Annotated in this window: 19 protein-coding genes and 2 pseudogenes; 7 read left to right on the plus strand and 14 right to left on the minus strand. The window is 44.5% G+C overall.

The genetic code is table 11. The annotated features are described in order from the left end of the window. The first annotated feature begins 3 nt into the window (after positions 1–3). A complete protein-coding gene (gene hybG, locus LDO51_RS04090; protein ID WP_154637227.1) occupies positions 4–276 on the plus strand; it encodes a hydrogenase maturation factor HybG in 273 nt (90 codons plus the stop codon). A gap of 275 nt (positions 277–551) precedes the next feature. After that, entirely contained in the window at positions 552–641 is a 90-nt protein-coding gene (locus tag LDO51_RS19430) for a hypothetical protein (RefSeq protein ID WP_263869887.1), read from the plus strand. A gap of 56 nt (positions 642–697) precedes the next feature. Here the strand turns inward: LDO51_RS19430 and LDO51_RS04100 are convergent, their stop codons facing one another. Both LDO51_RS04100 and LDO51_RS04105 read right to left on the minus strand, forming a co-directional pair. Then, on the minus strand, positions 698–892 hold the full coding sequence (locus LDO51_RS04100; RefSeq protein WP_423810959.1) for a CPCC family cysteine-rich protein: 195 nt from the start codon (positions 890–892) through the stop codon (positions 698–700). 136 nt (positions 893–1,028) lie between these two features. Further along, positions 1,029–1,268: pseudogene (locus tag LDO51_RS04105) on the minus strand (transposase); the annotation flags it as partial. Between the two features lie 258 nt (positions 1,269–1,526). On the opposite strand from LDO51_RS04105, the gene LDO51_RS04110 reads away from it, so the two are divergent. After that, a complete protein-coding gene (locus tag LDO51_RS04110) occupies positions 1,527–2,537 on the plus strand; it encodes a hypothetical protein (RefSeq protein ID WP_225576461.1) in 1,011 nt (336 codons plus the stop codon). A gap of 147 nt (positions 2,538–2,684) precedes the next feature. Here LDO51_RS04110 and hycI read toward each other — a convergent pair whose 3' ends face one another. The 12 genes and pseudogenes from hycI to LDO51_RS04170 form a co-directional block, all read right to left on the minus strand. Beyond that, positions 2,685–3,137 carry a hydrogenase maturation peptidase HycI gene (gene hycI, locus LDO51_RS04115; protein WP_225577213.1) on the minus strand — a complete coding sequence of 151 codons (453 nt, stop codon included), beginning with the start codon at positions 3,135–3,137 and terminating at the stop codon, positions 2,685–2,687. Positions 3,138–3,323: 186 nt separating this feature from the next. After that, positions 3,324–3,680 (minus strand): annotated as a pseudogene (locus LDO51_RS04120) (formate hydrogenlyase maturation HycH family protein); the annotation flags it as partial. Beyond that, the gene (locus LDO51_RS04125; RefSeq protein WP_225576462.1) at positions 3,673–4,455 is read right to left on the minus strand and encodes an NADH-quinone oxidoreductase subunit B family protein; all 783 of its coding nucleotides are present in this window, start codon (positions 4,453–4,455) and stop codon (positions 3,673–3,675) included. The pseudogene LDO51_RS04120 and the gene LDO51_RS04125, both read right to left, overlap by 8 nt. Further along, entirely contained in the window at positions 4,452–5,003 is a 552-nt protein-coding gene (hyfH, locus tag LDO51_RS04130; protein WP_225576463.1) for a hydrogenase 4 subunit H, read from the minus strand. Before hyfH ends, LDO51_RS04125 begins: the two co-directional genes overlap by 4 nt. 12 nt (positions 5,004–5,015) lie before the next feature. Continuing rightward, positions 5,016–6,749 carry an NADH-quinone oxidoreductase subunit C gene (locus LDO51_RS04135; protein WP_282560292.1) on the minus strand — a complete coding sequence of 578 codons (1,734 nt, stop codon included), beginning with the start codon at positions 6,747–6,749 and terminating at the stop codon, positions 5,016–5,018. Between the two features lies 1 nt (position 6,750). Beyond that, the gene (locus LDO51_RS04140) at positions 6,751–8,331 is read right to left on the minus strand and encodes a hydrogenase 4 subunit F (RefSeq protein WP_225576464.1); all 1,581 of its coding nucleotides are present in this window, start codon (positions 8,329–8,331) and stop codon (positions 6,751–6,753) included. Between the two features lie 4 nt (positions 8,332–8,335). Then, entirely contained in the window at positions 8,336–8,986 is a 651-nt protein-coding gene (gene hyfE, locus LDO51_RS04145) for a hydrogenase 4 membrane subunit (RefSeq protein WP_225576465.1), read from the minus strand. Between the two features lie 12 nt (positions 8,987–8,998). Further along, positions 8,999–10,441 carry a hydrogenase 4 subunit D gene (locus LDO51_RS04150; RefSeq protein ID WP_036949173.1) on the minus strand — a complete coding sequence of 481 codons (1,443 nt, stop codon included), beginning with the start codon at positions 10,439–10,441 and terminating at the stop codon, positions 8,999–9,001. A 13-nt stretch (positions 10,442–10,454) separates the two neighbouring features. Next, positions 10,455–11,405, minus strand: a complete 951-nt coding sequence (locus tag LDO51_RS04155; protein WP_282560293.1) for a respiratory chain complex I subunit 1 family protein — start codon at positions 11,403–11,405, stop codon at positions 10,455–10,457. Between the two features lie 11 nt (positions 11,406–11,416). Continuing rightward, the gene (hyfB, locus tag LDO51_RS04160) at positions 11,417–13,432 is read right to left on the minus strand and encodes a hydrogenase 4 subunit B (RefSeq protein WP_225576466.1); all 2,016 of its coding nucleotides are present in this window, start codon (positions 13,430–13,432) and stop codon (positions 11,417–11,419) included. Next, a complete protein-coding gene (locus LDO51_RS04165; RefSeq protein ID WP_211886918.1) occupies positions 13,432–14,049 on the minus strand; it encodes a 4Fe-4S dicluster domain-containing protein in 618 nt (205 codons plus the stop codon). Before LDO51_RS04165 ends, hyfB begins: the two co-directional genes overlap by 1 nt. 250 nt (positions 14,050–14,299) lie before the next feature. Beyond that, a complete protein-coding gene (locus LDO51_RS04170; protein ID WP_225576467.1) occupies positions 14,300–15,331 on the minus strand; it encodes an HNH endonuclease in 1,032 nt (343 codons plus the stop codon). Between the two features lie 83 nt (positions 15,332–15,414). Here LDO51_RS04170 and LDO51_RS04175 point away from each other — a divergent pair, with 83 nt between their 5' ends. The 4 genes from LDO51_RS04175 to LDO51_RS04190 all read left to right on the plus strand — a co-directional run bounded on the left by LDO51_RS04175 (position 15,415) and on the right by LDO51_RS04190 (position 22,127). Further along, on the plus strand, positions 15,415–15,951 hold the full coding sequence (locus tag LDO51_RS04175; protein WP_225576468.1) for a DUF6998 domain-containing protein: 537 nt from the start codon (positions 15,415–15,417) through the stop codon (positions 15,949–15,951). 244 nt (positions 15,952–16,195) lie between these two features. Beyond that, entirely contained in the window at positions 16,196–16,972 is a 777-nt protein-coding gene (locus tag LDO51_RS04180) for an MBL fold metallo-hydrolase (RefSeq protein ID WP_225576469.1), read from the plus strand. A 52-nt stretch (positions 16,973–17,024) separates the two neighbouring features. Continuing rightward, positions 17,025–17,987: a GlxA family transcriptional regulator gene (locus LDO51_RS04185; RefSeq protein ID WP_225576470.1), complete on the plus strand. Its 963-nt coding sequence runs from the start codon at positions 17,025–17,027 to the stop codon at positions 17,985–17,987. Between the two features lie 714 nt (positions 17,988–18,701). Then, on the plus strand, positions 18,702–22,127 hold the full coding sequence (locus LDO51_RS04190; protein ID WP_225576471.1) for an autotransporter outer membrane beta-barrel domain-containing protein: 3,426 nt from the start codon (positions 18,702–18,704) through the stop codon (positions 22,125–22,127). The last annotated feature ends 36 nt before the right edge of the window (positions 22,128–22,163 follow it).

The raw sequence follows: 22,163 nt of genomic DNA on the forward strand, positions 1-22,163 counted from the left end.
GTTATGTGTTTAGGTATTCCCGGTCAAGTGGTTGCCGTTGGTCAAACCCCTATGGATAGCGCCCAAGTGGATGTTTGCGGTGTCCAACGGGAAGTGAATATTGCCCTTGTATGCGAAGGGGATACCGAGAGTATGATCGGCAAATGGGTACTCGTTCACGTCGGCTTTGCCATGAGTATCCTTGATGAGAAAGAAGCAAGGGATACCTTAGAAGCGTTAATGGCAATGGAAGAAGTCGAAGAAGATGTGGGGTATTTTTTGCGAGGGAATGCGTGATATCTATTACCTCAGCATATCAGCTTTATTGTCGATATTTTTCCAGCCCAGCGTGCCCGTTTCTAAGCGATTTTTGTCTTTTTCTGCGGTCGAGACAATCACCGCACCGTCGAGTTCAGTGTGCTCTTTAACGTTAACATCAAAGCTATCCCGACGTGCGTTTTGAATTTAGAAGGCGATAAAAGCGGAATTAAAACCAGAAAATATACAGTAGGTTACGTCCCAACCGCGGTAACCCCAACCCCAACCCACAACTGATATTCAGCGGTAAGTGGTTGAGTGAGTTAGGGTTTACAGTAGGAAGCCACGTCTCCCTCATTCGCCAAGCCAGACAGTTGGTTATCCGGCTGGCTGAGGGAGAGTAAAGCGGTTCAGGAGATTCCTGTGTGGGGCAGGGATCTTTTAAAGATTATGGTGTTAGCTATTTATTTTCCGCATGATACTTTTTCTTTGCATCATTTAAATTACTGAAATTTGCCCCACCTGAAAACTCAGGATCTTCAGATTGAACAGAATCATCCTCCCACCCACAGATAGGACAAATTTCATAATTACCTAAGCCAGTTATTGTTTTATTGTAACAACAAGGGCAAGGATATAATTCTTCTATTATCATTTTTGTTTTTCCAACAATAAAACTCCATAAGTTCGATAAAAATTTTCCAATGATTCAGATAGATGATAAAAATCCGCATTAGAAGCATTTTTTACTTCTTGGTATTGTTCACTCCCCTTTAATTGAGACACAACAACATAGAGTGATTTTCAAGGCTGACTTCCGCAAAGAGCTTATTCAGTTTCGCGTTTTTATCTTCAAGCTCTTTTTAATCGTTTAACATTATTAGGTTCCATGCCGCCATACTTTGATTTCCAATTATAATAGGTGGCGTTGCTGATCCCATTTTGGCGATAAATATCTTCCACTTTCATGCCAAAATCAGAGAGTTTAAAATATTAACGATTTGAGTTTCAGTAAAACGGGCTTTTTTCATCATGACCTCTGCAAATTTTAAGGCAGAAAGTCTAATTATAACTGCCTTATTTTAGGGGAAGTGAACAATAGATAACTATTTAATATCAAACTTCACACTCTACCCAACTATTCAAATTAGGCATTCTATCTAAAAAAAAGCACTTTCAGATATTAAACTCTACAAACTCTTAATATTTAACATTAAACACTTAATATATCCTGATAATATTCCCATCTATCTTAAAGAGTGAACCACTATGAAAACAAAGGATAAAAAATGAGTCTAGTTGAAAAAGATGACCCTGAGAATAATGGAAAAATCATCCCCATTCCATCATCAAGAGAATTAGACCTCAAGATAAAAATGTATCAAGAGGCATATCATCATATTACTGGAAAAAATGAAAAAACATCTTTCAGATCATCTGCTGATTTACACATTGATATGAATGAACTCAATCAAATTCATCATAAAATTTCTCAAATTTGTGATGTACATAATATTATTGCGCAAAGTGAGTCAATAACAGTTATTCATTCAAAAGAAAGAAAAGAACAATTTACTTCCTTTGATAGATTTAAAATTTATAATAATGGAATAACTAGCCCAACACTAACTGTATTAATGGAATACAATTTCTCAATACTCCCAAATGGCAGTATTAATCCTCAGCAGTACAAATTAACTATTAGATTAAATTCTAGAATTGCACTAATACAACAAATGAAAGAAGATGCGCCACCCTTTATAAGATCTAACCTTATTAGATTCATGTATGGTCCTACTGCAGATATATCTGTCGAATATGTAGACTATGTAATTGCAAGAAGTTTCATTGAGGCAATGCAAGAATGGGTTGATGGTTGTAAAAAAACCAAAAATAAGTTAAAATTTTTACAATATTTTCAAGGTATTTCTCACTTATTTCCTAGTATTATATCTTTTGCTAATGGAATACTACTTACTTATTTCTTCATAAAAAACATACCTGAAGTACTTAATGAAAAATCATCATATTTAGATGTATTACAATATGGCATTTTATTTTTCTCTTCATTTATGCTTATGTCAAAAATAGCTAGTTTCTTCGGTGGATTATTAGAGTCATCTATTGATAGATATATACCTATTTCTTATTTATCGCTGAATCAAGGAGATAAAAGAATTATAAACGATTATCATGATGAGAAGTCTAACAATATTTTTAGCCTTATATTTTCCATTTCATTAACTATATCTCTTGGTGTAGTTTCATCTTTAATTGCTAGCTTAATACTAGTTAAATGATTTTTAATTAAAATATTTATTCTTAACCATAAAACCGCAAGTATGGTACACCTCTTAAATATCATTTCTACCGCACTACATCCCTGTAGCGCGGTCTATTTATTCCCTTAAAATTTTGTCCTTTAAATAAAGGCTTCCAGTCTGCCGTTATTCACCCTCAAATAACCGAAATCCCCCTAACCCATCCCACGTTGGTAAGGCTTGATAAACTTGTTCGACGGCGGCAACCACTTTGTCATTCATCGGCATATAAAAACCCACTAAATCGGGCTGAATGCCTAAGAAAATAATTTCTCCGACATCCTCTTTTAACTGATCGATAAGAAAGTTCAGCGGCAAGTTGTGGGTACTCATAATAAACATTTCGGCGATATCATCAGGGTCGATAACCCGAATTTCTCCCGGCGCTAAACCAATATCCGCAGCATCCACAATTAATAAACGCTGGGGTTTTAAGGCTCGCACTTGGTGGGAAACACTTTCAGGGCTGCTTCCACCGTTAATTGCCACCCAGCCCTCAATCGGGGTTTGTTGCATCAGGTCGAATAGCATCGGGCCAGCGCCGTCATCTCCCATCATGCTATTGCCCACCGCCAACATCAGATTCTGCACTGGAGACTGATTCTCTGAAGGCGATAGGTTTGTTGAAGGGCATGAGCTTTCTGCTGAAGATTCGATTTCCATCGAAAAAGACGGTTGAGTTTGTCTCGCAACATCGCTCATCGGCTGCCTTTTCACGATTAAATAAATTGCCGGCTCGCGCTCAATTTCGCCGAGTAATCGAATCAGTGTGGCGCTCCAAGCTTGGTAAGGGGAATCACTGTCTTTGGCAAAATGATCTAATGCTAACGCCAGCATATTGGTGTGGGTGGAATCGATATTGATTTCACCGAAGGTAATCAAACCCTGCAATTTGCGGCGCGCCTCCCCTTCAGGAAGCGCATTCACCCAAGATTGAAAACCATCTAACGGACACTCTAATTCGGTTTTAAGGCAATCAATCATCCCAACGTGGTGACCAATCGCCAGCGAGTAATACATCACTTGCTGAGCGTCTTCAGGCACGTCATCGTCACTGTCGACAAACTTCTGGCGCAGTGACCAGAAAATCACTTTGCCCGTTTCAGTTGCTGACTCACTCATTGATTCCCCCTTGTTGCAACACGGTCACGAGGCGATTCACAATCTCACGCAGGCGTGGGTCTTGCTCCTCATCCATCCATGTTTGCATCGTGGCTTTCACTTGGTTTGGGGTCGCTCCATCTAGCAGGGTCAGGAAGCGGTCACTGATTTCTCGACCTTGATAATAACCCGCTTGGCGGCGCGCTTCACGTTCGATCATCACGCGGGTTGCTAACGGAATAGATGGCAGCAATAGCTCCACTTTCTCCCCGTCGGCTTCACGGTGATCTTGCCCAACGAGTTTTTGTTTCAATAATCCTAATGCCACTGCGAAACCGTAAATAGTGGCAGCTGGGGTCGGTGGGCAGCCGGGGATCCACACATCGATTGGCACAATGTGTTCGCTACCACCCCAAACACAGTACAGATCGTGGAAGATCCCGCCGCCGCAACCACAAGCTCCGTAAGAGATACAGATTTTTGGATCCGGCGCAGATTCATACGCCCGCAGTGCAGGCATACGCATCGCACGGGTGACCGCCCCTGTGAACAGTAAAATATCCGCATGGCGCGGAGATGCTACCACTTTGATCCCGAAACGTTCCGCATCGAAAACCGGGGTGATTGCCGAGAAAATTTCAATTTCACATCCGTTGCAACCGCCACAGTCCACGCGATACACATACGCCGAACGCTTAATATCTTTCAGCAGCGTGCTTTTCAGTTTCGCAACCTGCTCATCGAGAACGATAGGCTGGCTAACGTGATGGTTAACGGGGATATTTGGCAAAATCATGATTTATCTCCCTGAATATGCAAACGGAAGTTCTGACGATCATTATTCAATAGATTATTTTTTTGCTTACAGGATGGGCAGGTTTCATACATTGGGCGTAGAGCTTCAATGCCGTCTTCCTCAATGCCCGATGCCACCATCAGTGCCATGGCATACTCCACGGATTTTTTCGGGGCGAATGCCTCGCCACACTGACGACAATGCTGCAGGCGGAACGTCCCTTTCATGTACAAATCCGCTTTGTTCATTACTGCGGTTTCAAACTCTTCCGTTAAGTGAATGGCGCGAGTCGGACAAACCTCTTCACAGCGTGCACAATAAATACAGCGACCTAAAAACAGCTGCCAGCGGCGTTCACCACTTTCTAAGTCGGTTTCCATGGTTAACGCATTGGCAGGGCAAGCGGAAATACAAGCGCCACACGCGATACATTGCTGCGGGTCATATTCAGGTTTACCTCTAAATCCGTGAGCCACTTCCAGCGGTTTGAACGGGTATTTCACCGTTGCAGTACCCGCATTACGAAGGGTTTTGAAAAGTTTAAACATGGTGTCCCTCCGTTATTTCATAATCGAATGTTTGCGCTCGATACTGTGCTGTTCGAGCTCTTTGTACGCGACGGTTTTCGCTTTGCGTTTCTTCACATCCACCAGCGTCACGCGGTCAGTACAGGAGTAGCAAGGGTCGAGGCTACCGATAATCAATGGCGCATCGGAAACGGTGTTGCCTTGCAGCATATAACGCAGCACTGGCCAATTGGCGTAAGTGGCGGCACGGCAGCGCCAGCGATACAGTTTTTGGTTATCCCCGAGCATGCTCCAGTGAACATCTTCACCTCGCGGCGCTTCGGTATAGCCCAGTGCAAATTTATGGGGCTGATAGGTAAAGCCCTCTGTCAAAATTGGGCCTTCAGGCATATTGTCGAGGGCATATTCAATCATCGATAGCGAATCCAACGTCTCTTTGATACGCACCATCACACGGGAATAGACATCGCAACCATCTAACGTGAATAAGGTTTTAGGTAAATTGCCATAATCAGCAAATGGATGGTCGAAACGGACATCGCGCTTGAAGCCGCTGGCGCGGATCATCGGTCCTACCGGGCTGTAATCACGAGCAACTTGTGGATCGAGGCGACCGACACCGACGGTACGCTGCTCCATATTTGGTGTGCTCAGCAGCATATCCACCAGCTGAGTCACATCTTGGCGCATCTCTTTAACTAGCTGAATAGTTTTGACTCGCTGCTCTTTTAAGAAGTCACGACGAACCCCACCAATTAAGTTGGTACCGTAAGTTTTACGGGCGCCTGTCAGTAATTCTGCCATGGTCATGGATTTTTCACGGACACGGAAAAATTGCATAAAACCAGTATCAAAACCGGTGAAATGGCTCGCTAAACCGATATTCAGTAAGTGGCTATGTAAGCGTTCCACTTCCAGTAAAACACTACGAATAGTATGAGCACGCTGAGGCACATAAATACCGAGCGCATTTTCCACGGAGGTGGTGTACGCCACGCTGTGGGTAAACCCGCAAATACCGCAGACACGGTCAGATAGGAAAGTGACTTCGTTGTAACCCATGCGAGTTTCAGCTAGTTTTTCCATACCACGGTGAACATAGAACATACGGTAATCCGCATCCACAATGCGCTCGCCATCCACAAACAGGCGGAAGTGCCCTGGTTCATCGGACGTGATATGCAGCGGACCAATTGGCACGATACGGCTTTGGGTTTTGCTGTCGTTGATAAACTCGTAGGTTTCTGTGTCGGTGGTTGGCGCAGGACGCTGACGGTAATCCATGGTGTCTTTGCGCAGCGGATACAGGTCTTCAGGCCAGTCATCCGGCAGTACTAAACGGCGCTCATCCGGTAAGCCCACAGGACGTAAACCGTACATATCACGGATTTCACGCTCACCCCATACTGCCGCAGGCACCCGTGACGTCACGGATGGAAACTCTTGAGTAATTGGGCTGACATAGGCTTTCACCGTCACCCAACATTTTTCCCCTTCTTCCATCGACAGCGCATAATACACCGCAAACTGCCCATTTAGAGGACGCTCATCGTTTCCCCACAGCACTGGCAACCAACCGCCGCAGCCGTAATAGAGAAACTCCACCACTTCTGGCAGCATCTCGGTTTTAACCGTGATCGTGACTTGGTTGGACGTTTGCCACTCCTCTTCCAGCATGGCATGAGGAAATTTCTCGCGCACTTTTGCCAGATAGCCAGCGCCTTTGCGAACGCCCTGAAGGGTATCTGTATAATTCTGATAGCTCACGTTATTTCTCCTGCGATGAAGGTTCGGAGGTACTTGCACCCCACGGCCATTGGTAATTTAAGGTGGTAATTTGGTGGTCGGCTGTCGCGCTGTCTTTGAGCACGATCGTCGCGGCATTTTCCAGTAAGCGGCTGACAGGCTGAGGAATATAAGTCCCCATCACTAGCATCAGTACAATCAAAATTGCCATCGGTAATGTGGTTAAAATGCCCAGCTCACCACGCGCTACGCACTCTGGTTGTTCGCCAAATAAGGTTTTGGAGATCATGCGGATCAGCCCACCCAGCACCACCGTAATCAGGATCAGCACCAGCAAGGTTAACCAGAAATGGTTAGCGATTAGCCCCGCCACCACAATCATAAATTCACTTAAAAAGACGTTGAATGGCGGCATACCGCCCAGCGCTAATGCGCCACCCGCAAACACGACTGCGGTAAATGGCATGGTACGCAGTAGCCCTTTCACTACCGTAATATCGCGAGTGCCATATTTCAGTAGAACGTTACCGGAACCGCAGAACAGCAAGGTTTTACCCAAACTGTGGTTTAAGGTATGCAGCAGCGCTGCCAGTACCCCTAAAGGCCCGCCGATACCTAATGCCACCGCGATCAGCCCCATGTTTTCCACACTGGAGTACGCCAGCAAACGTTTCATATCTTTTTGTACCAAGATAAAGAACGCCGCTACCGCCACGGACATTAATCCGAATACCAGCAGTAAGGTTTGAGTAAATTCACCGCCAATCGATGAGGTCACGATGATGTAGTAACGAATGATAATCAGCAGTGCACAGTTCAGCAGCACCGCAGACAATAGCGCCGACGTTGGGCTTGGTGCTTCACTGTGCGCATCCGGTAACCAGGCGTGCATTGGGAACAGACCCGTTTTGGTACCAAAACCGATTAACACAAAGACAAAGGCTAGATGCATCAAAGTTGGATCGAGAAGGTCGGTGTATTTCAGGACTTCCGTCCAGAAGATAGCCATTTCAGGATCTGGCATGACGTTCACTGCATTGGCATACACTAAAATGGTACCAAACAAGCCGAACGCTACACCCACGCTACAGATAATGATGTATTTCCACGCCGCTTCCAGTGAAGAACGTTGACCGTAAATACCCACTAAGAATGCGGAGCTTAACGTGGTGGCTTCTACCGCCGCCCACATTAAAATCAGGTTATTACTGGTGATCACCAACAGCATCGTGAACAGGAATAAATGGAAGAAACCGTAATAGTTACATAGGGTTTCCACACTGATTTCCCCTTCATGCACTTCATGGTTCATATAACCGATGGAGTACAAGCCCGTCAGGAAGCCGACGATCCCCAAGATAGCGAGGAATAACCCTGCGAGGCTATCAAGATGGATCCAGTGACCTGCCATCAGCAAGTCACCGACTTTATCTATCGTGCCAACCATCCAGAGCGATAAAACCAATAATACCGTGATCCCAATCGCATGGATCGCCGTGACAGGGATTTTTGCTCCATTGCCCAGTAAGCGACAAGCAAATGCCAGCAGTGAAATCACCAGCGGGGTTGCCATCAATAAGGTTAATAACATTGTTTGACTCATCTCATCACCCCTTCAGCGCGGTCAGTTGATCCACGTTCAGTGTGTTGAGCGTGCGATAAATTTTACGAGCCAATACCGCCATAATGATCACCGCAAAAATGGCGTCTGTGGCGATACCAATTTCCACCAGCTCAGGGGCTTTATACGCCAGTAACGCGAGGGTTAGGTGGGAGCCGTTTTCCATTAGGCAGTAACCAAAGGCTTGCTTGAGAATATTGCGTTGAGTCACGATACACAGCAGCCCCAGCATAAAGTGCCCAAGAGAAACCGCTAAAGCGGGTTTTAAATCCGCTGCCAGTGGCAATTTAATTGGCTCGACCACAAACCAGCACAGCACCACAATTACCGCTGCCGCTAACATCAACCAAGCTGGGCTAATCATCCCGCCGTTGGCGGTTGGATCAGACAATTTTCGGAAGGCGTAGCCCATAATCAGCGGAACCAAAACCACTTTGGTAGCAAACGCGGTACCTGCCCACATTGCCAATTCAGGGGCGTTGAGGGTGTAGGAAAGCGTGCCGAAAATCGCCACTAACACCAGTGACTGCAACGCATAAAGCCAACAAGAGACCACCGGCTTTTTCGCGCCGATCACCAGCAGCGACGTGATCATCATCAGCCCTGCTAAATTATTTACAATCATTGAACCAGTCATACTTTCTCTCCCTTAACCGAGCCAGATGACGGCAATAACACTAGAACAGAAGGACATTACGATCAGTAAGCCGATAACCCACTGCATTGCCCAAGGAACTGCGCTGCCGTTTGCCACTTCTTCGCTAGGTTCACCCGGAACCACTTTGCCGAACCAGTACAGTAACCATGCAAAGCTCGCGACAGACTCAATCAGTACCAACACCATAATTGGCGTTAATACCCAGAACTGTTCAGACAGCGCGAAGCCCGCTGCAAAGATAGGGAATTTACTGAAGAAGCCATTAAGTGGTGGAACACCGGCGATAGCTAGTGCCGCCACACAGAAACCCACTCCCAATAATGGGTAGCGTTTTGCCAAACCGCGCAAACGCGGCAACATACGCGTACCGCAGCTATAACTCAGCGCACCCGCGACTAAGAAGAACAGGCTTTTCGCAAAAGCGTGGTTGAAGATATACGCGATACCGCCATCGAAGGCTTCTTTGGAGCCGAAAACGGATAGGGATAAAGCGAGGAAGATATACGCCAACTGCGTGATGGTTGACCATGCGAGCAGACGTTTCATGTCTTTCTGCGGCAGGTACATCATAAAACCATACACCAGTGTGATAACTGCCATCACAACACCCACCCAACCAATGATTTCTGGTACATGGGTTGAAGACATCAAGCCACGGGCAAAGATATACACACCCACTTTCACCATAGACGCTGCGTGTAAGTAAGCACTGACTGGGGTTGGAGCTTCCATTGCATCGGGTAGCCAGGCTTGCAGTGGTAACTGCGCTGATTTACCCCATGCCGCAAACAAAATACCGCCGAACACAATCAGGCTTTGAGATTCACTCAAACGGTCAATGGCGCTCAGCGCAAAGGTGCCAGTACTAATAAATAAGGTTGCCGCCGCCATGTATAAGCCAAGTGAGCCAACATGGGTGATCAGCAAGGCTTTCATCGCTGAACGCTGGGATTTTTCAGTTTGGTAGTAACCAATTAACGCCCAAGAACACCCACCAGTAATTTCGAAGAAGACTAATTGACCTAAAATAGTGGAAGAGAGCACAACCCCGGCCATCGCACCGATAAAGATCAGTAAGAAAGCGTAATAGCGACGAGTGGGCCCATGAGCGTGCTCACGGTTTCCTTCAGTGAGATACCCCGTTGAGTAGAGGCAAATCAAGAAGCCGAGGAACACCACCGCAAACGCAATCAGTGTGCTCACGCCATCCACCGTAAAACCAAACAGCGCTACATCACCAGTCTGAATTAACTCCAGTGTAGTGGCGACCTTACCACCGTCTAAATAGAGCCAGCCCAGTGCCGCTGTTCCCAAAGAAGCCAGCAACGCCACTAAGGTACTTAGCCACGGTGCTAGACGGGTGGGTAGCACACTGACCAGCAACGCCCCGATGAACGGGATTATCAAGGTTGCTAGTGCAATATTTTCTAACATGCTTCGTCGCTCCTTATAGACCGGTGAGGTAGAAGACGAATCCGAGTGCCGCAACACCGAATCCTAACCAAGTCACATGGTGCGTTAATAAGAAACGACCACGAGCCAGACTGTTTTCGACCAGCGACGCCAGCACGAAAATCACCAATAATTTCACTAGCAGTAATCCCATCGCGAGCAGCACACTGCCAACGGTAAAGACACTGGCATTACCAAATGGGAAGAAAATCGATAGGAACAGAACCGCAACGACCACTTGTTTCAGGCCAATTCCCAATTTCACCATTGCAAATCCTGAACCGGAGTATTCAGTTAATGGGCCTTCTTGCAGCTCTTGCTCCGCTTCTGCCACATCGAATGGGATTTTGCCCATCTCAATGAAAGTCGCGAAGCCGCAAGCCAGTAACGCTAATAACGTGGCCGTTGGAGATACCCAGCCTTCACTCATGGTGGCGCTGATGGTGCCAATGTTGGTGGAGCCAGCAATCAGAGCCACAACCAACAAACCGAGGAATAAGGTTGGCTCCACCAGTACGCCAAGTGTCAGTTCACGGCTCGCACCGATACCCGCAAATGGGCTGCCGGTATCGAGACCTGAAAGTGAAAAGAAAAAGCGGAATAACGCGAAGATATACAGCACGATGATAATGTCGGCAGCGCCACTAAACAGTGATGTGTTAGTGACCACTGGCAACGCCATTGCTAGCAGCAACATGCTGCCCAACAGCACATACGGCATGATGCGAAAGATAATGCCAGAATCACGCGGTGCGACGGATTGACGCGTCAGCAGCTTGGTAATATCACGATAATCCTGCCAAATACCAGGGCCTTGGCGGGAGTGCATTTTGGCGCGAATTTGACGGGAGATCCCAGTGAACAGCGGCGTCAGCAGCAGTAAAACGACGGCTTGAACGACGGCGAAGATCCCTGTCATCAATGTAGGTGTTTCTTGAATCGACATGGTTGCTCTCCTTACGCCGCAATCACAACAAGCAGCACGATCAAGGCCGCGACCACATACAGGCAGTAGAGCCTGAAGTCCCCGCCTTGCAGGCATTGCATGCGTTTTGCTATTCGGTTAATCACACGAACCAATGGGTAGATAATTTTCTCATCCCAGAACGGTTCCACCTTCCCTGCTCCCTCTTTCGTCACTTCTAAGGTTTGTGCTAAACGTGCAGAAGGGTCGAGCTGAGTACGCAAGCGGTACAGTGGGGCAAACATAGAACGTAGCGGTTGAGTAAAGCCACCTGCTGACACCGACATCTCTTTTTCCCACGCATAACCACACGCCCATGCGTCCCCTTTACGGCGCGCTTCGAGCTGTTTACCTTTAAATACCATGTAGATAATTAACGGAATGATTGGCAGCGCTAGCAGCAGAATCAAGGTCATGGCTGGGGAGATCATCGCTTGAGACGCGCTGTTTGGTACCAGCATCGCCCCTTGTGCCACGGTGATATCGGTGGCGTGTGTCAGGGACATTGCCACGTTGGCTAAGACCGGAGCGATATAGGTCGCGCCGACCCCTAAAATTACGCAGATAGCCGCTAAAATTAGCATCGCCGCGGTCATTGTCCATGGCACTTCACGGGCATGAGTGGCTTGCTCACTACGAGCGCCACCGCAAAAACTGACGCCGTACACTTTCACAAAACACATTGCCGCCAATGCCCCGGTGATGGCTAACATCACAATGGCAATTGGGCCGCTGATGCGCATAATAAAAGTGCCTTCGTGGCTCATGGAGAACAGGGATTGGTAGGTGTACCACTCACTAACAAATCCGTTGAGTGGTGGCAGTGCGGAAATCGCCATACAGCCAATTAAAAACGCGGTGGCGGTGAGTGGCATTAATTTCGCCAAGCCGCCCATTTTTTCCATATCGCGGGTATGTACACGGTAGATCACGGCGCCCGCGCCAAGGAATAGTAATCCTTTGAATACCGCGTGGTTAAGTAAGTGGTAAATCGCACCGAGCAAACCGATGGTCGCCAACACAGGCATATTGTTTGCCATGCCGACCATTGCCACACCGACACCCATCAAGATAATCCCGATATTTTCGACGGTGTGCCAAGCCAGTAAGCGTTTGATATCGTGCTCAGCCAGTGCGTACATAACCCCAAGAACCGAGGAAACTGCACCGAATGCCAGTACCACAATGCCCCACCAGCCTTGAGTGGCACCGAGTAAATCGATACCCACTTTGATGATCCCGAAGATACCGATTTTTACCATGACGCCGGACATTAATGCTGACGCATGAGACGGTGCTGCGGGGTGAGCTTGCGGTAACCAGCTGTGAAGTGGGAGCATCCCTGCTTTGGCACCAAAGCCAAAAAATCCCAATAAGAAAACGATAGATGCCATCGCTGGTGAAAGCGAAAGCTGGCGGAAGGAGTCGAAATCTAAGCTGCCACTTTCACGCCACATTAAGAAGAAGGCGATCATAATTAAAATCGAACCCGCGTGGGCAATAAAGAAGTACAGCAGACCCGCACGAATGGATTTGTCATCTTGGTCGGCAATGACTAAGAACCAAGAAGCCAGTGACATCATTTCAAATAGGATGATGAAGTAGAAAGCGTTATCCATCACCACTAAGGCAACCATTGAGGCGATAAACAAGTTCAGGAAGAATCCCATGCTCCACGCGCCACGACCGCAATATTCCTGAACATAGTTTAAGGAATATAAGGCACTGACGGTCACTAGCAGCGAAATCACCATCACCATAAAGGCGGCGAGGCTATCGAACCTAACAACAAAATTGGCGAACGGGAATGGACCTTGCGATAGGTAAGTAAGTACTTCCCCACTCATTAAAACAGGAATTGAGCTGCATAAGCCCAGCACGCCGCCGATCATGGCAGCAATTCCCGCGACATAAATGGCGAGCTTTTCTTGGCGTTTAAAGAGCAACGAAACAAAGCCCCCCACCGCGTAGAAAATCACCGACCATAAAAGTAACTGAAGAGGTGTCATTATGGGTTCTCCCGATCAGCAACAAAAATGTCGAACTCTGGCGGCATAGCATCGACAGATGCACTGCGGCGTTTGGCACTTTCGTTTTCGAGTTGGTGTTCTTCCACCAGATGGAGGGCATCGGTTGGGCAAACTTTGACGCAAGCTGGCCCTTCGTCACTGAAATCACACAGGTCACACTTCACGGCGACATTGCGAATTCCCGCGTTCCACGCAAGGAAAGGGTTCATAGTTGGGAGGCTATCTGGTACATCTAATAGCATCTCTTTTGGAACATATTGTTCAAAGAAATCAGGTGCATCTACCGGTTTGCTACCTGATGGTGTGATTGCCCCAAATGGGCAAACCAAACCACACAGTTTGCAACCAATGCATAGGCTTTCATTCAGCACAATCATGTCATTTTCGTGAGTGATGGCATTGACCGGGCACACTCGCGCACACGGTGCATCGTCACATTGACGACAAAGCATCGGTGCGGTTAGCTCGCCAACTTTGACCACTTTCAGTCTCGGATATGTTTGTAATCCTTGGGCTTTATGCGTTTCTGAGCACGCCGCCATGCAAGTGTTACATCCGATACACAGTTGTGGGTCTGCAATTACAAAGCGATTCATTCGCTTTCCCCTCCAATAAAATCAGTCGGATCTTAAGTTTGTTGCAGATACCTAAGCATTTTTTGTGCCAGAAATAATATTGTTATTAATCAGTTGGTTGTGGTTTTACAGGCAGGGGGTTCGACAGTAATGACGAAGGGGGGAGTAATAAAAGAAAAAATAGAATTTAAAGCAATGCCTAAAGCTTAAAAGTTCCCAAAAAGGGTCTTTGAAAAATATTCAAGTCTCCCTTTTATGTGACAATCACGGCTTAAATACGGGGGCTTGTTCTTCCGAAGAAATCTCTATGTAACGTTAGATCTGCAACGGAAGGCATATCAGATTTATTTTTTGGAAGTAAAAGAGATTTTCCATGATATTCCGCATATTCACTGTCCAAAAGAGAATCAGCTAATTGCACTGTATAATCATCATTAATCCAAAGTAAACCCTTATCAAATAACGTATGAATATCTGCTTTTAATAATAGGCCATGACTTGCATGACAATGCCAACGGCCTTGATAAGGACGTATATGTGCGGCCTCAAGTAACTCGATAATTTTGCTACCAGTGACAGCACATTTACTCGAATATGCCGTTAATAGTTTCAATCTAAACGCTTGCTGGCCTTCACGAACTACAACATGTTGTAATGCTCGCGAGCGGCAATCGCCTTGATCATTTATACTCACATCTGAGGTATCAAGCTCATCTCTCATTTTTTCGAGTAATGAACTTATATTACTTTTAAGTTCCACCAAGACTGGCTTTTTATCTTCCAAATCCCAGATGCCATGGATTTCAGGTTGGTAAAGTTGAAATGTTTTCTCTATTTGAAATAAAGCATCGTTTGGGTGTCCACTGTCACTGCGCGTCAATTTCCGCCTACCACAATGTCTAGCTCGGTGCTGATGATTGACAGTTAGCTGCTGTAATAATTGCCCAATCTCATTATGTACCATTGGTTGATTACTATCATCTAACCAATTTCGTATTTCAATTTCCGTTGGGGCCCCTAATAAGCTGACAACGTATATCATTTGGTCTCGGTGCCCATTTGAATATTCCGGAGGAATATAGTTATCATAATAATCATTTTTCAAGTTGTGATGTTTCATCCAATTTTTCCAATAGCGTGAAAGGCTGTTGGTGCTCATTACACGTTGTGCAGGCTTATTCATTGCCGCAATCAACTCTCGCCTAGCTGGAGCTCGTCCTAATTGATTGTATAGCACAAAACAACTGTCCCACACAGCCCTTATCCGAGGTCCTTTGGGATAGTCATCTTTACTTAAAATCATATATTCCCCCCATTAATAATCTGAATATTATATATTCTTACTTTGTGTAGAATTAATAAATAACAGTAAAATGGAAAATTAAAATGAACAATAATGAGTTAATAAAAAAAATTCTGCCCACGCTGGATAATACTGAATTACTTTCAATACATGCAGACATTTTGCTTGAATTATGCACAAGAAATATTTTACGCACCCAAAATAATCCAGTAGGTGACTATGCTGAATGGTTAGTTTCACAAGCATTTGGAATGAAATTATTAAAGAATTCCTATCCTGGTGTTGATGCAATAGATGTTGATGACCAAAAAGTTCAAATTAAAGCTCGACGAATCACGCCAGATAGCCCTTCTAAACAATTAAGTGCTTTACGAAATTATAATGCAACTGAATTTGATTACCTCATTGCTGCCATATTTGATACGCACTATAACGTCATTGAAGCATATCAAATTCCTCATATCGTCATTGGGGATTATGCTAAATTTAGCAAGCATACGAATGCCCATCTCATCACGTTAAAGGGGGATATTCTTTTAGATGAGAGAGTTCTTGATATTAAAGAAAAAATGATATTAAGCACCAAGAACTTATATAACAAGCCGCCATTATCAAACTGAAGCTTTTCCACTTTTGGCTATTAATTAAGACCGAATAAAACTGCATTAAAAAATCCAGTTTCTTTTCAAAATTGAATGATATAACCAACTTTCATAGCTAAGTTCATCATTATATACATATTTCAAATAACCTGACCCAATCTCATCGCTGATTGTCCTAATGATTGCGGTGATTTTGCCCAAAAACATCATAATCACCTTATTGAGCCACGAGCTTATCAACTCACTTAGTAAGGCGGTTTTTATGAAAATTACGCAAATTCGCAATGCCACACAAATCATCGACTATGCGGGCAAAAGGTTTCTTATTGACCCCATGTTAGGGGAAAAAGGATGCTATCCCGGTTTTGAAGGCACTGCCAACGCGCATATTCGTATCCCTATGGTTGACCTACCCTGCGATATCAGCAGTTTATTGGATGTCGATGCGATTATTGTTACGCACACTCATTTAGATCATTGGGATGATGCTGCTATAAAAGCTATTCCTAAAGATAAACTCATCTTTGTTCAGAATGAGCACGATAAACAGCTATTGTCTTCCCAAGGGTTTACTAATCTCTGCATTTTATCTGAATCCACTGAATTTGCGGGGATCCATTTAATTAAAACCCAATGCCAACATGGTTCTGACCTAGCTTATGAAAACCCTATTTTAAGTGAACGGTTGGGAGATGCTTCCGGCGTGATATTTAAACATCCTTCGGAACAAGTGCTGTATTTAATGGGGGATTCCATTTGGTTTTCCGCTATCGAGCATAACTTAGCAGCTCATACGCCAGAAGTGGTGATCATGAATACAGGATGGGCGCATATATTGGGATATGGCTCGATTATTTTTGGGCAAGAAGATATGCTGAAAGTACGGCAGATAAGACCAAATGCAAAGATTATTGGTACACATATGGAAGCCATTAATCATTGCTTAGTCACTCGACAACAGTTGCTCGATTATGCCGCTGTAAACGGTTTGGCTGATGCGGTTTTTGCCCCGAAAGACGGTGAAACTGTCTCTATTTAGAATCGCTATTACCGCTGTTTTCCATAACTTACTGCCATATAAGGAACAATCAATGAAGACAACCACCGTTGCGATTGTGGTCACTGAAGGGTTCAGCACCTTCCATTTGTCGGTTCCTTTGATTTTCTTTGGCAATATGATCACGGACATCCCTCTATTTTCGCGAAAAATATGTGCTGAAACAACGGGATTAATCTGGTCTAAAGAGGGAACGGCGGTCAATGCAGAGTACAGCTTCGACGCCCTAAAAACCGCAGATATTGTGGTAATCCCATTTTGGGAGAAGATCCATGAGCGCCCGAGTGAGTCCTTACTTACTGCAATTAATGAGGCAAAACAAAATGGCGCCTTATTGGTAGGTTTATGCCTAGGTGCCTTTGTGCTCGCCTATGCAGGTGTACTCGATGATCATAAAGCCGCCACCCATTGGAAATTTGAACAGCAATTTCAGCAGCTATTTCCAAAGGTCAAATTAGATGTCAATGTTCTATATACTGAGGATAACGGTATAGTAACGTCTGCAGGAACTGCGGCAGCACTAGACTGTTGTTTGCATATTGTCCGACAACGTTTTGGTGCCAATATAGCGAACGAAATGGCGCGCAGAATGGTGACTCCGCCCCATCGAGATGGCGGTCAAACACAGTATATTGAACAGATTATTCCCCGTAATACCAGTGACCTACGCATTAATCAATTGCTCGATTATCTGTTAAACCATCTACAACTCCCCCACTCTATTGATGAGCTCGCCAGTAAGATGTCCATGAGCCGCCGCACCCTCACTCGTCATTTTCAAAAAGCGACAGGAATTAGCATCGGTGAATGGTTAACCGTTGCACGCTTGAATCGCAGTCAAGAACTTCTGGAAAGCTCAGCCTTCTCTATTGAACGCGTGGCTGAATTAGCCGGTTTTCAATCCTCCGTGACATTTAGGCAAGTATTTAAGGATAAGTTTGGGGTTAGCCCTATGCAATGGCGAAAAGTATTTGGGAGCGATAAAAATATTTTATAAATCATAAAGGAATTTATTTTTCATATAAAAATCATAATCAAGAAATTATTTTTCATATCTTTTTATTAAGATTTAAACCTATAAAAAAACCTCATTAAAAAAAGAAAGAATATATTTTCATTATTGTTAAAAAATAAAACTGGTAATACCAGAATGGATGAAAACAAATTACTTAATTAAAAAATCACGCATGTAAAACAAATCCAAATTAAGAATTATCTTAATAAAAATCAATAATAAAGAACCATTCTCACTCTTAACATTAGGATTAAAAAATCGTTTTAATTCCACTTTTAAAATTAAAAACCATTTATTTTATTAATTTAGACAAAAGGATCATGAGTGCTAATCTTTGAATAAAACACTTGGAAAAAAATAACTAGCTTGATTATAGTTCTTGAAATTATAGCTCTAATACAAAAGAGGTATTACTTATACCTATTATAGTTATTGGAATTATAAATTAGACACACAGATCCAAACGATAAAATTACCATTAACTTTTCCACTTAATTAGTCGAATTTAGATAACTTTATTAAAGGCTAAAAAAAATTCACCAATAAAATCAATGCTCATTAATTTAACAATAAGAGCTTAAAAATAATTTAAACATTTCCGTAACTGCATCAGTAGCCTAACAGCTCGCTGGGCATCATTACATTACTAATAACTTGATTTAATTTATAAAAATTAAACGTCAAGGATGGTTTCACATGAAAAATAAAAAACGCTATTACCCCGTAAATTATCTTCTGTTACTTATAATAGCTTCAACCGGTCATGCTGCCACCATTACAAATGGTGAAGTCAAAGAGTTAGATGATAAAAATGAAATTTTAGATCTTGATAATTTATATATAAGAAATGGGAAAGTTCTTATTAAATCTGGGACGTTAGAAACTAATAACACAGTGATCACTGATTTTTTCGGGGAATCTGGAAATGTGACGGTTTCAGGAAGCGATTCTATCTGGAATAACAAAAGCACCTTGAATATTGGTGTCATCAGCATTCATAACAGATACACAAAAACCCCCTCGCAATCAGGTATTGATATTATTAATGGCGCTCAAGTTTATACCGATAACTTTACTATGGGTAATTATTGGGGTGCCAATTTGGACGAGGAAGGACAATATACCTTAAATGTCGATGGCAAAGGCTCCATCTTAAAGGTTAATCAAGATTTAACCGCCTCGTCATTTAACAGTAATCGATTCCCGATCGGCATTGTCACAATCAATATTGATAATGACGGTGTTATTGAAGCTGAAAATGTCGTCATGCATGATATGGGCATAAACTATGACGAAGCATCCCTAAAAACGGTTTTAAATATCAAAAATAATGGATTGTTAAACGTTAAAGAAGACGTTTACTTTGCCAAAAACTTTGGAAATGCCGATCCAGATACCCCCAGTGAACTGAATATTTTGTCTGGCGGTAAAATTAAAGCTAAAAACTTCCATGCTGGCTTACATAAAGTCTGGAGTGATAATTCCCCTGTCTCCTTATTAATCTCAGGCCAAGATTCATCAATTGATGTGTCTGAAAATTTTACCACTGGAGGAAATTTACGAAGCTTATTAACTGTCGAAGATGGCGCTGAAATAAACGCTAAAAATATCACTTTGGGTACAGGAGATTCCGCAACGGTTGACCCTTACGCCATCAACTCGCCGCATCCAACCGTAATCGTGACTGGCGAGCAATCAAAAATCACCGCTCAGAATCACCTCATTTTAGGGGATAACGTCAGCCATGAAATCACCATTGCAGACGGTGGCATGGTCTCTGCCGAAGAGATAACCCTCGGCAAAACAAAGCTTCTCCCAAGTATTTTAGGAAAAAGTACTCTGAACCTGCTGGCTGGCGGGAACGTCACCACCCACAAAATCAATTTAAACAAAGACAGTAATTACTTTAATGCTGTTATTTATCATGGTGATGGTGGTCTAGCGGGTGAATTAAATACCGAGAGTATCGAAGGCTTCACAGGCAAAAATCACTACCAGTTTGATGGCGATAAACTTCCTATGCAGGCGGGATTAGTGTTCAATTATCAAAATGATAATGATTTCTCCCCGAATCTGATTAATACCATCAATGTGGTAAAAAACAATACCAATACCATCACGTTTGCAGGGAATAACAGCGAGCATAGCGGCGTTATGGTTATCAATGGTGGCGCGTTAAAAGCGGGTAATCAAAACGCATTTGGGAGCCGTGTCGATGTTAAAAACTTCAGCCAGTTTGACCTCAATGGATTTGGCCAAACAATTTCATCACTGGATAACCGTGGAGTCGTTAAGCTTTCAAGGGACAACCAAACACAAACGCATTTGAATATTCTTAATGGTTATAAGGCTGATAATGGTTCTCTCTATTTCAATACTGAACTGGGTGGAGATGATTCAAAAACAGATAAATTAATCATTAATGGCGATAGTACCGGCAATACCACAGTTTATGTGAATAATATCCATGGGAAAGGTGCACAAACGGAAACAGGCATTGAGCTTATTACCGTAGCAGGTCGCTCCCTTGGGGAGTTTAAGCAAAGCGGACGTATTGTTGCGGGCGCTTATGACTACACGCTGCTGCGCGGTGGTTATATTCCAGGTACGAATTATAAAAACTGGTATTTGACCAGTTTGTATGTGGAGCCGCCGGTAGACCCAGTGGACCCTGTTGACCCTGTTGACCCTGTTGACCCCGTTGACCCTGTCGACCCTGTTGACCCCGTTGACCCTGTTGACCCCGTTGACCCTGTTGACCCTGTTGACCCTGTTGACCCTGTTGACCCTGTTGACCCTGTTGACCCTGTTGACCCTGTTGACCCTGTTGACCCTGTTGACCCTGTTGACCCTGTTGACCCTGTTGACCCTGTTGACCCTGTTGACCCTGTTGACCCTGTTGACCCTGTTGACCCCGTTGACCCCGTTGACCCCGTTGACCCTGTTGACCCCGTTGACCCTGTTGACCCAGTTGACCCTGTTGACCCTGTTGACCCTGTTGACCCTGTTGACCCTGTTGACCCTGTTGACCCTGTTGACCCTGTTGACCCTGTTGACCCCGTTGACCCTGTTGACCCTGTTGACCCTGTTGACCCTGTTGACCCCGTTGACCCCGTTAAACCTGTCGACCCTGTTAAACCGCCACCTCGGCCAGAAGTGGGGACTTACATCAGTAATATGCAAGCGGCCAATACCCTGTTTGATCTGCGACTGCATGACCGCTTGGGGGAAACTCAATACACCGATGCGTTAACGGGCGAAACCAAAGTGACCTCGATGTGGTTACGTAATGTGGGTGGCTTTAACCGTTCCCAAGTGGCGCAAGGATCGCTAAATACACGGGATAATCGTTACGTTGTTCAGCTAGGTGGTGATGTTGCCGATTGGTCGACCGATGGGCTTAATCGTTACCATGTAGGTGTAATGGCGGGATATGCTCACCAGAACAGCAAAACCAAAAATCACCGAAATGGCTATGATTCCAAAGGTAATACAAGCGGTTACAGCGTAGGGCTTTACGGTACTTGGTATGCGAATGAAGCCGATAAATCTGGGTTATATGTCGATACTTGGGCTCTGTATAACTGGTTTGATCATGAAGTTAATGGCCATCAACTTGCCAGCGAGAAATATAAATCCCGAGGCATAACGGCTTCTGTAGAATCCGGTTATACCTTCAAGATGGGGGAATACACCACCAATGAGATGGTCAACACTTTCTATCTGCAACCTAAAGCACAGGTGACGTGGCAAGGCGTGAAAGCGAATGATCATACCGAAGCCAATGGCACCCTCGTCAGTAGCAGCGGAGAGAACAATATCCGTACGCGTCTGGGATTACGGGCTTACCTACATGGCCACAATGCGATTGATGAAGGTAAAGGCCGCAACTTTGAGCCTTTTGTCGAAACCAACTGGATTTATAACAGTAAACAATATGGCGTGAAGATGAATGGCGAGCAGTTTAATGTTGCCGGCACCCGTAATATTGGGGAAGTGAAAATCGGTATTGAAGGCCAGATTAACTCGAACTTGAACCTGTGGGGGAACGTTTCTCAGCAGCTCGGCGATTCCGGTTACAGTGATACTCAAGCAGTGTTTGGTATTAAGTATATGTATTAGTTTGGTCTCGTATTTTTAATCTGGTATTTGTAGCAT

The sequence above is a fragment of the Providencia alcalifaciens genome (assembly GCF_020271745.1).
Taxonomy (GTDB): domain Bacteria; phylum Pseudomonadota; class Gammaproteobacteria; order Enterobacterales; family Enterobacteriaceae; genus Providencia; species Providencia alcalifaciens_B.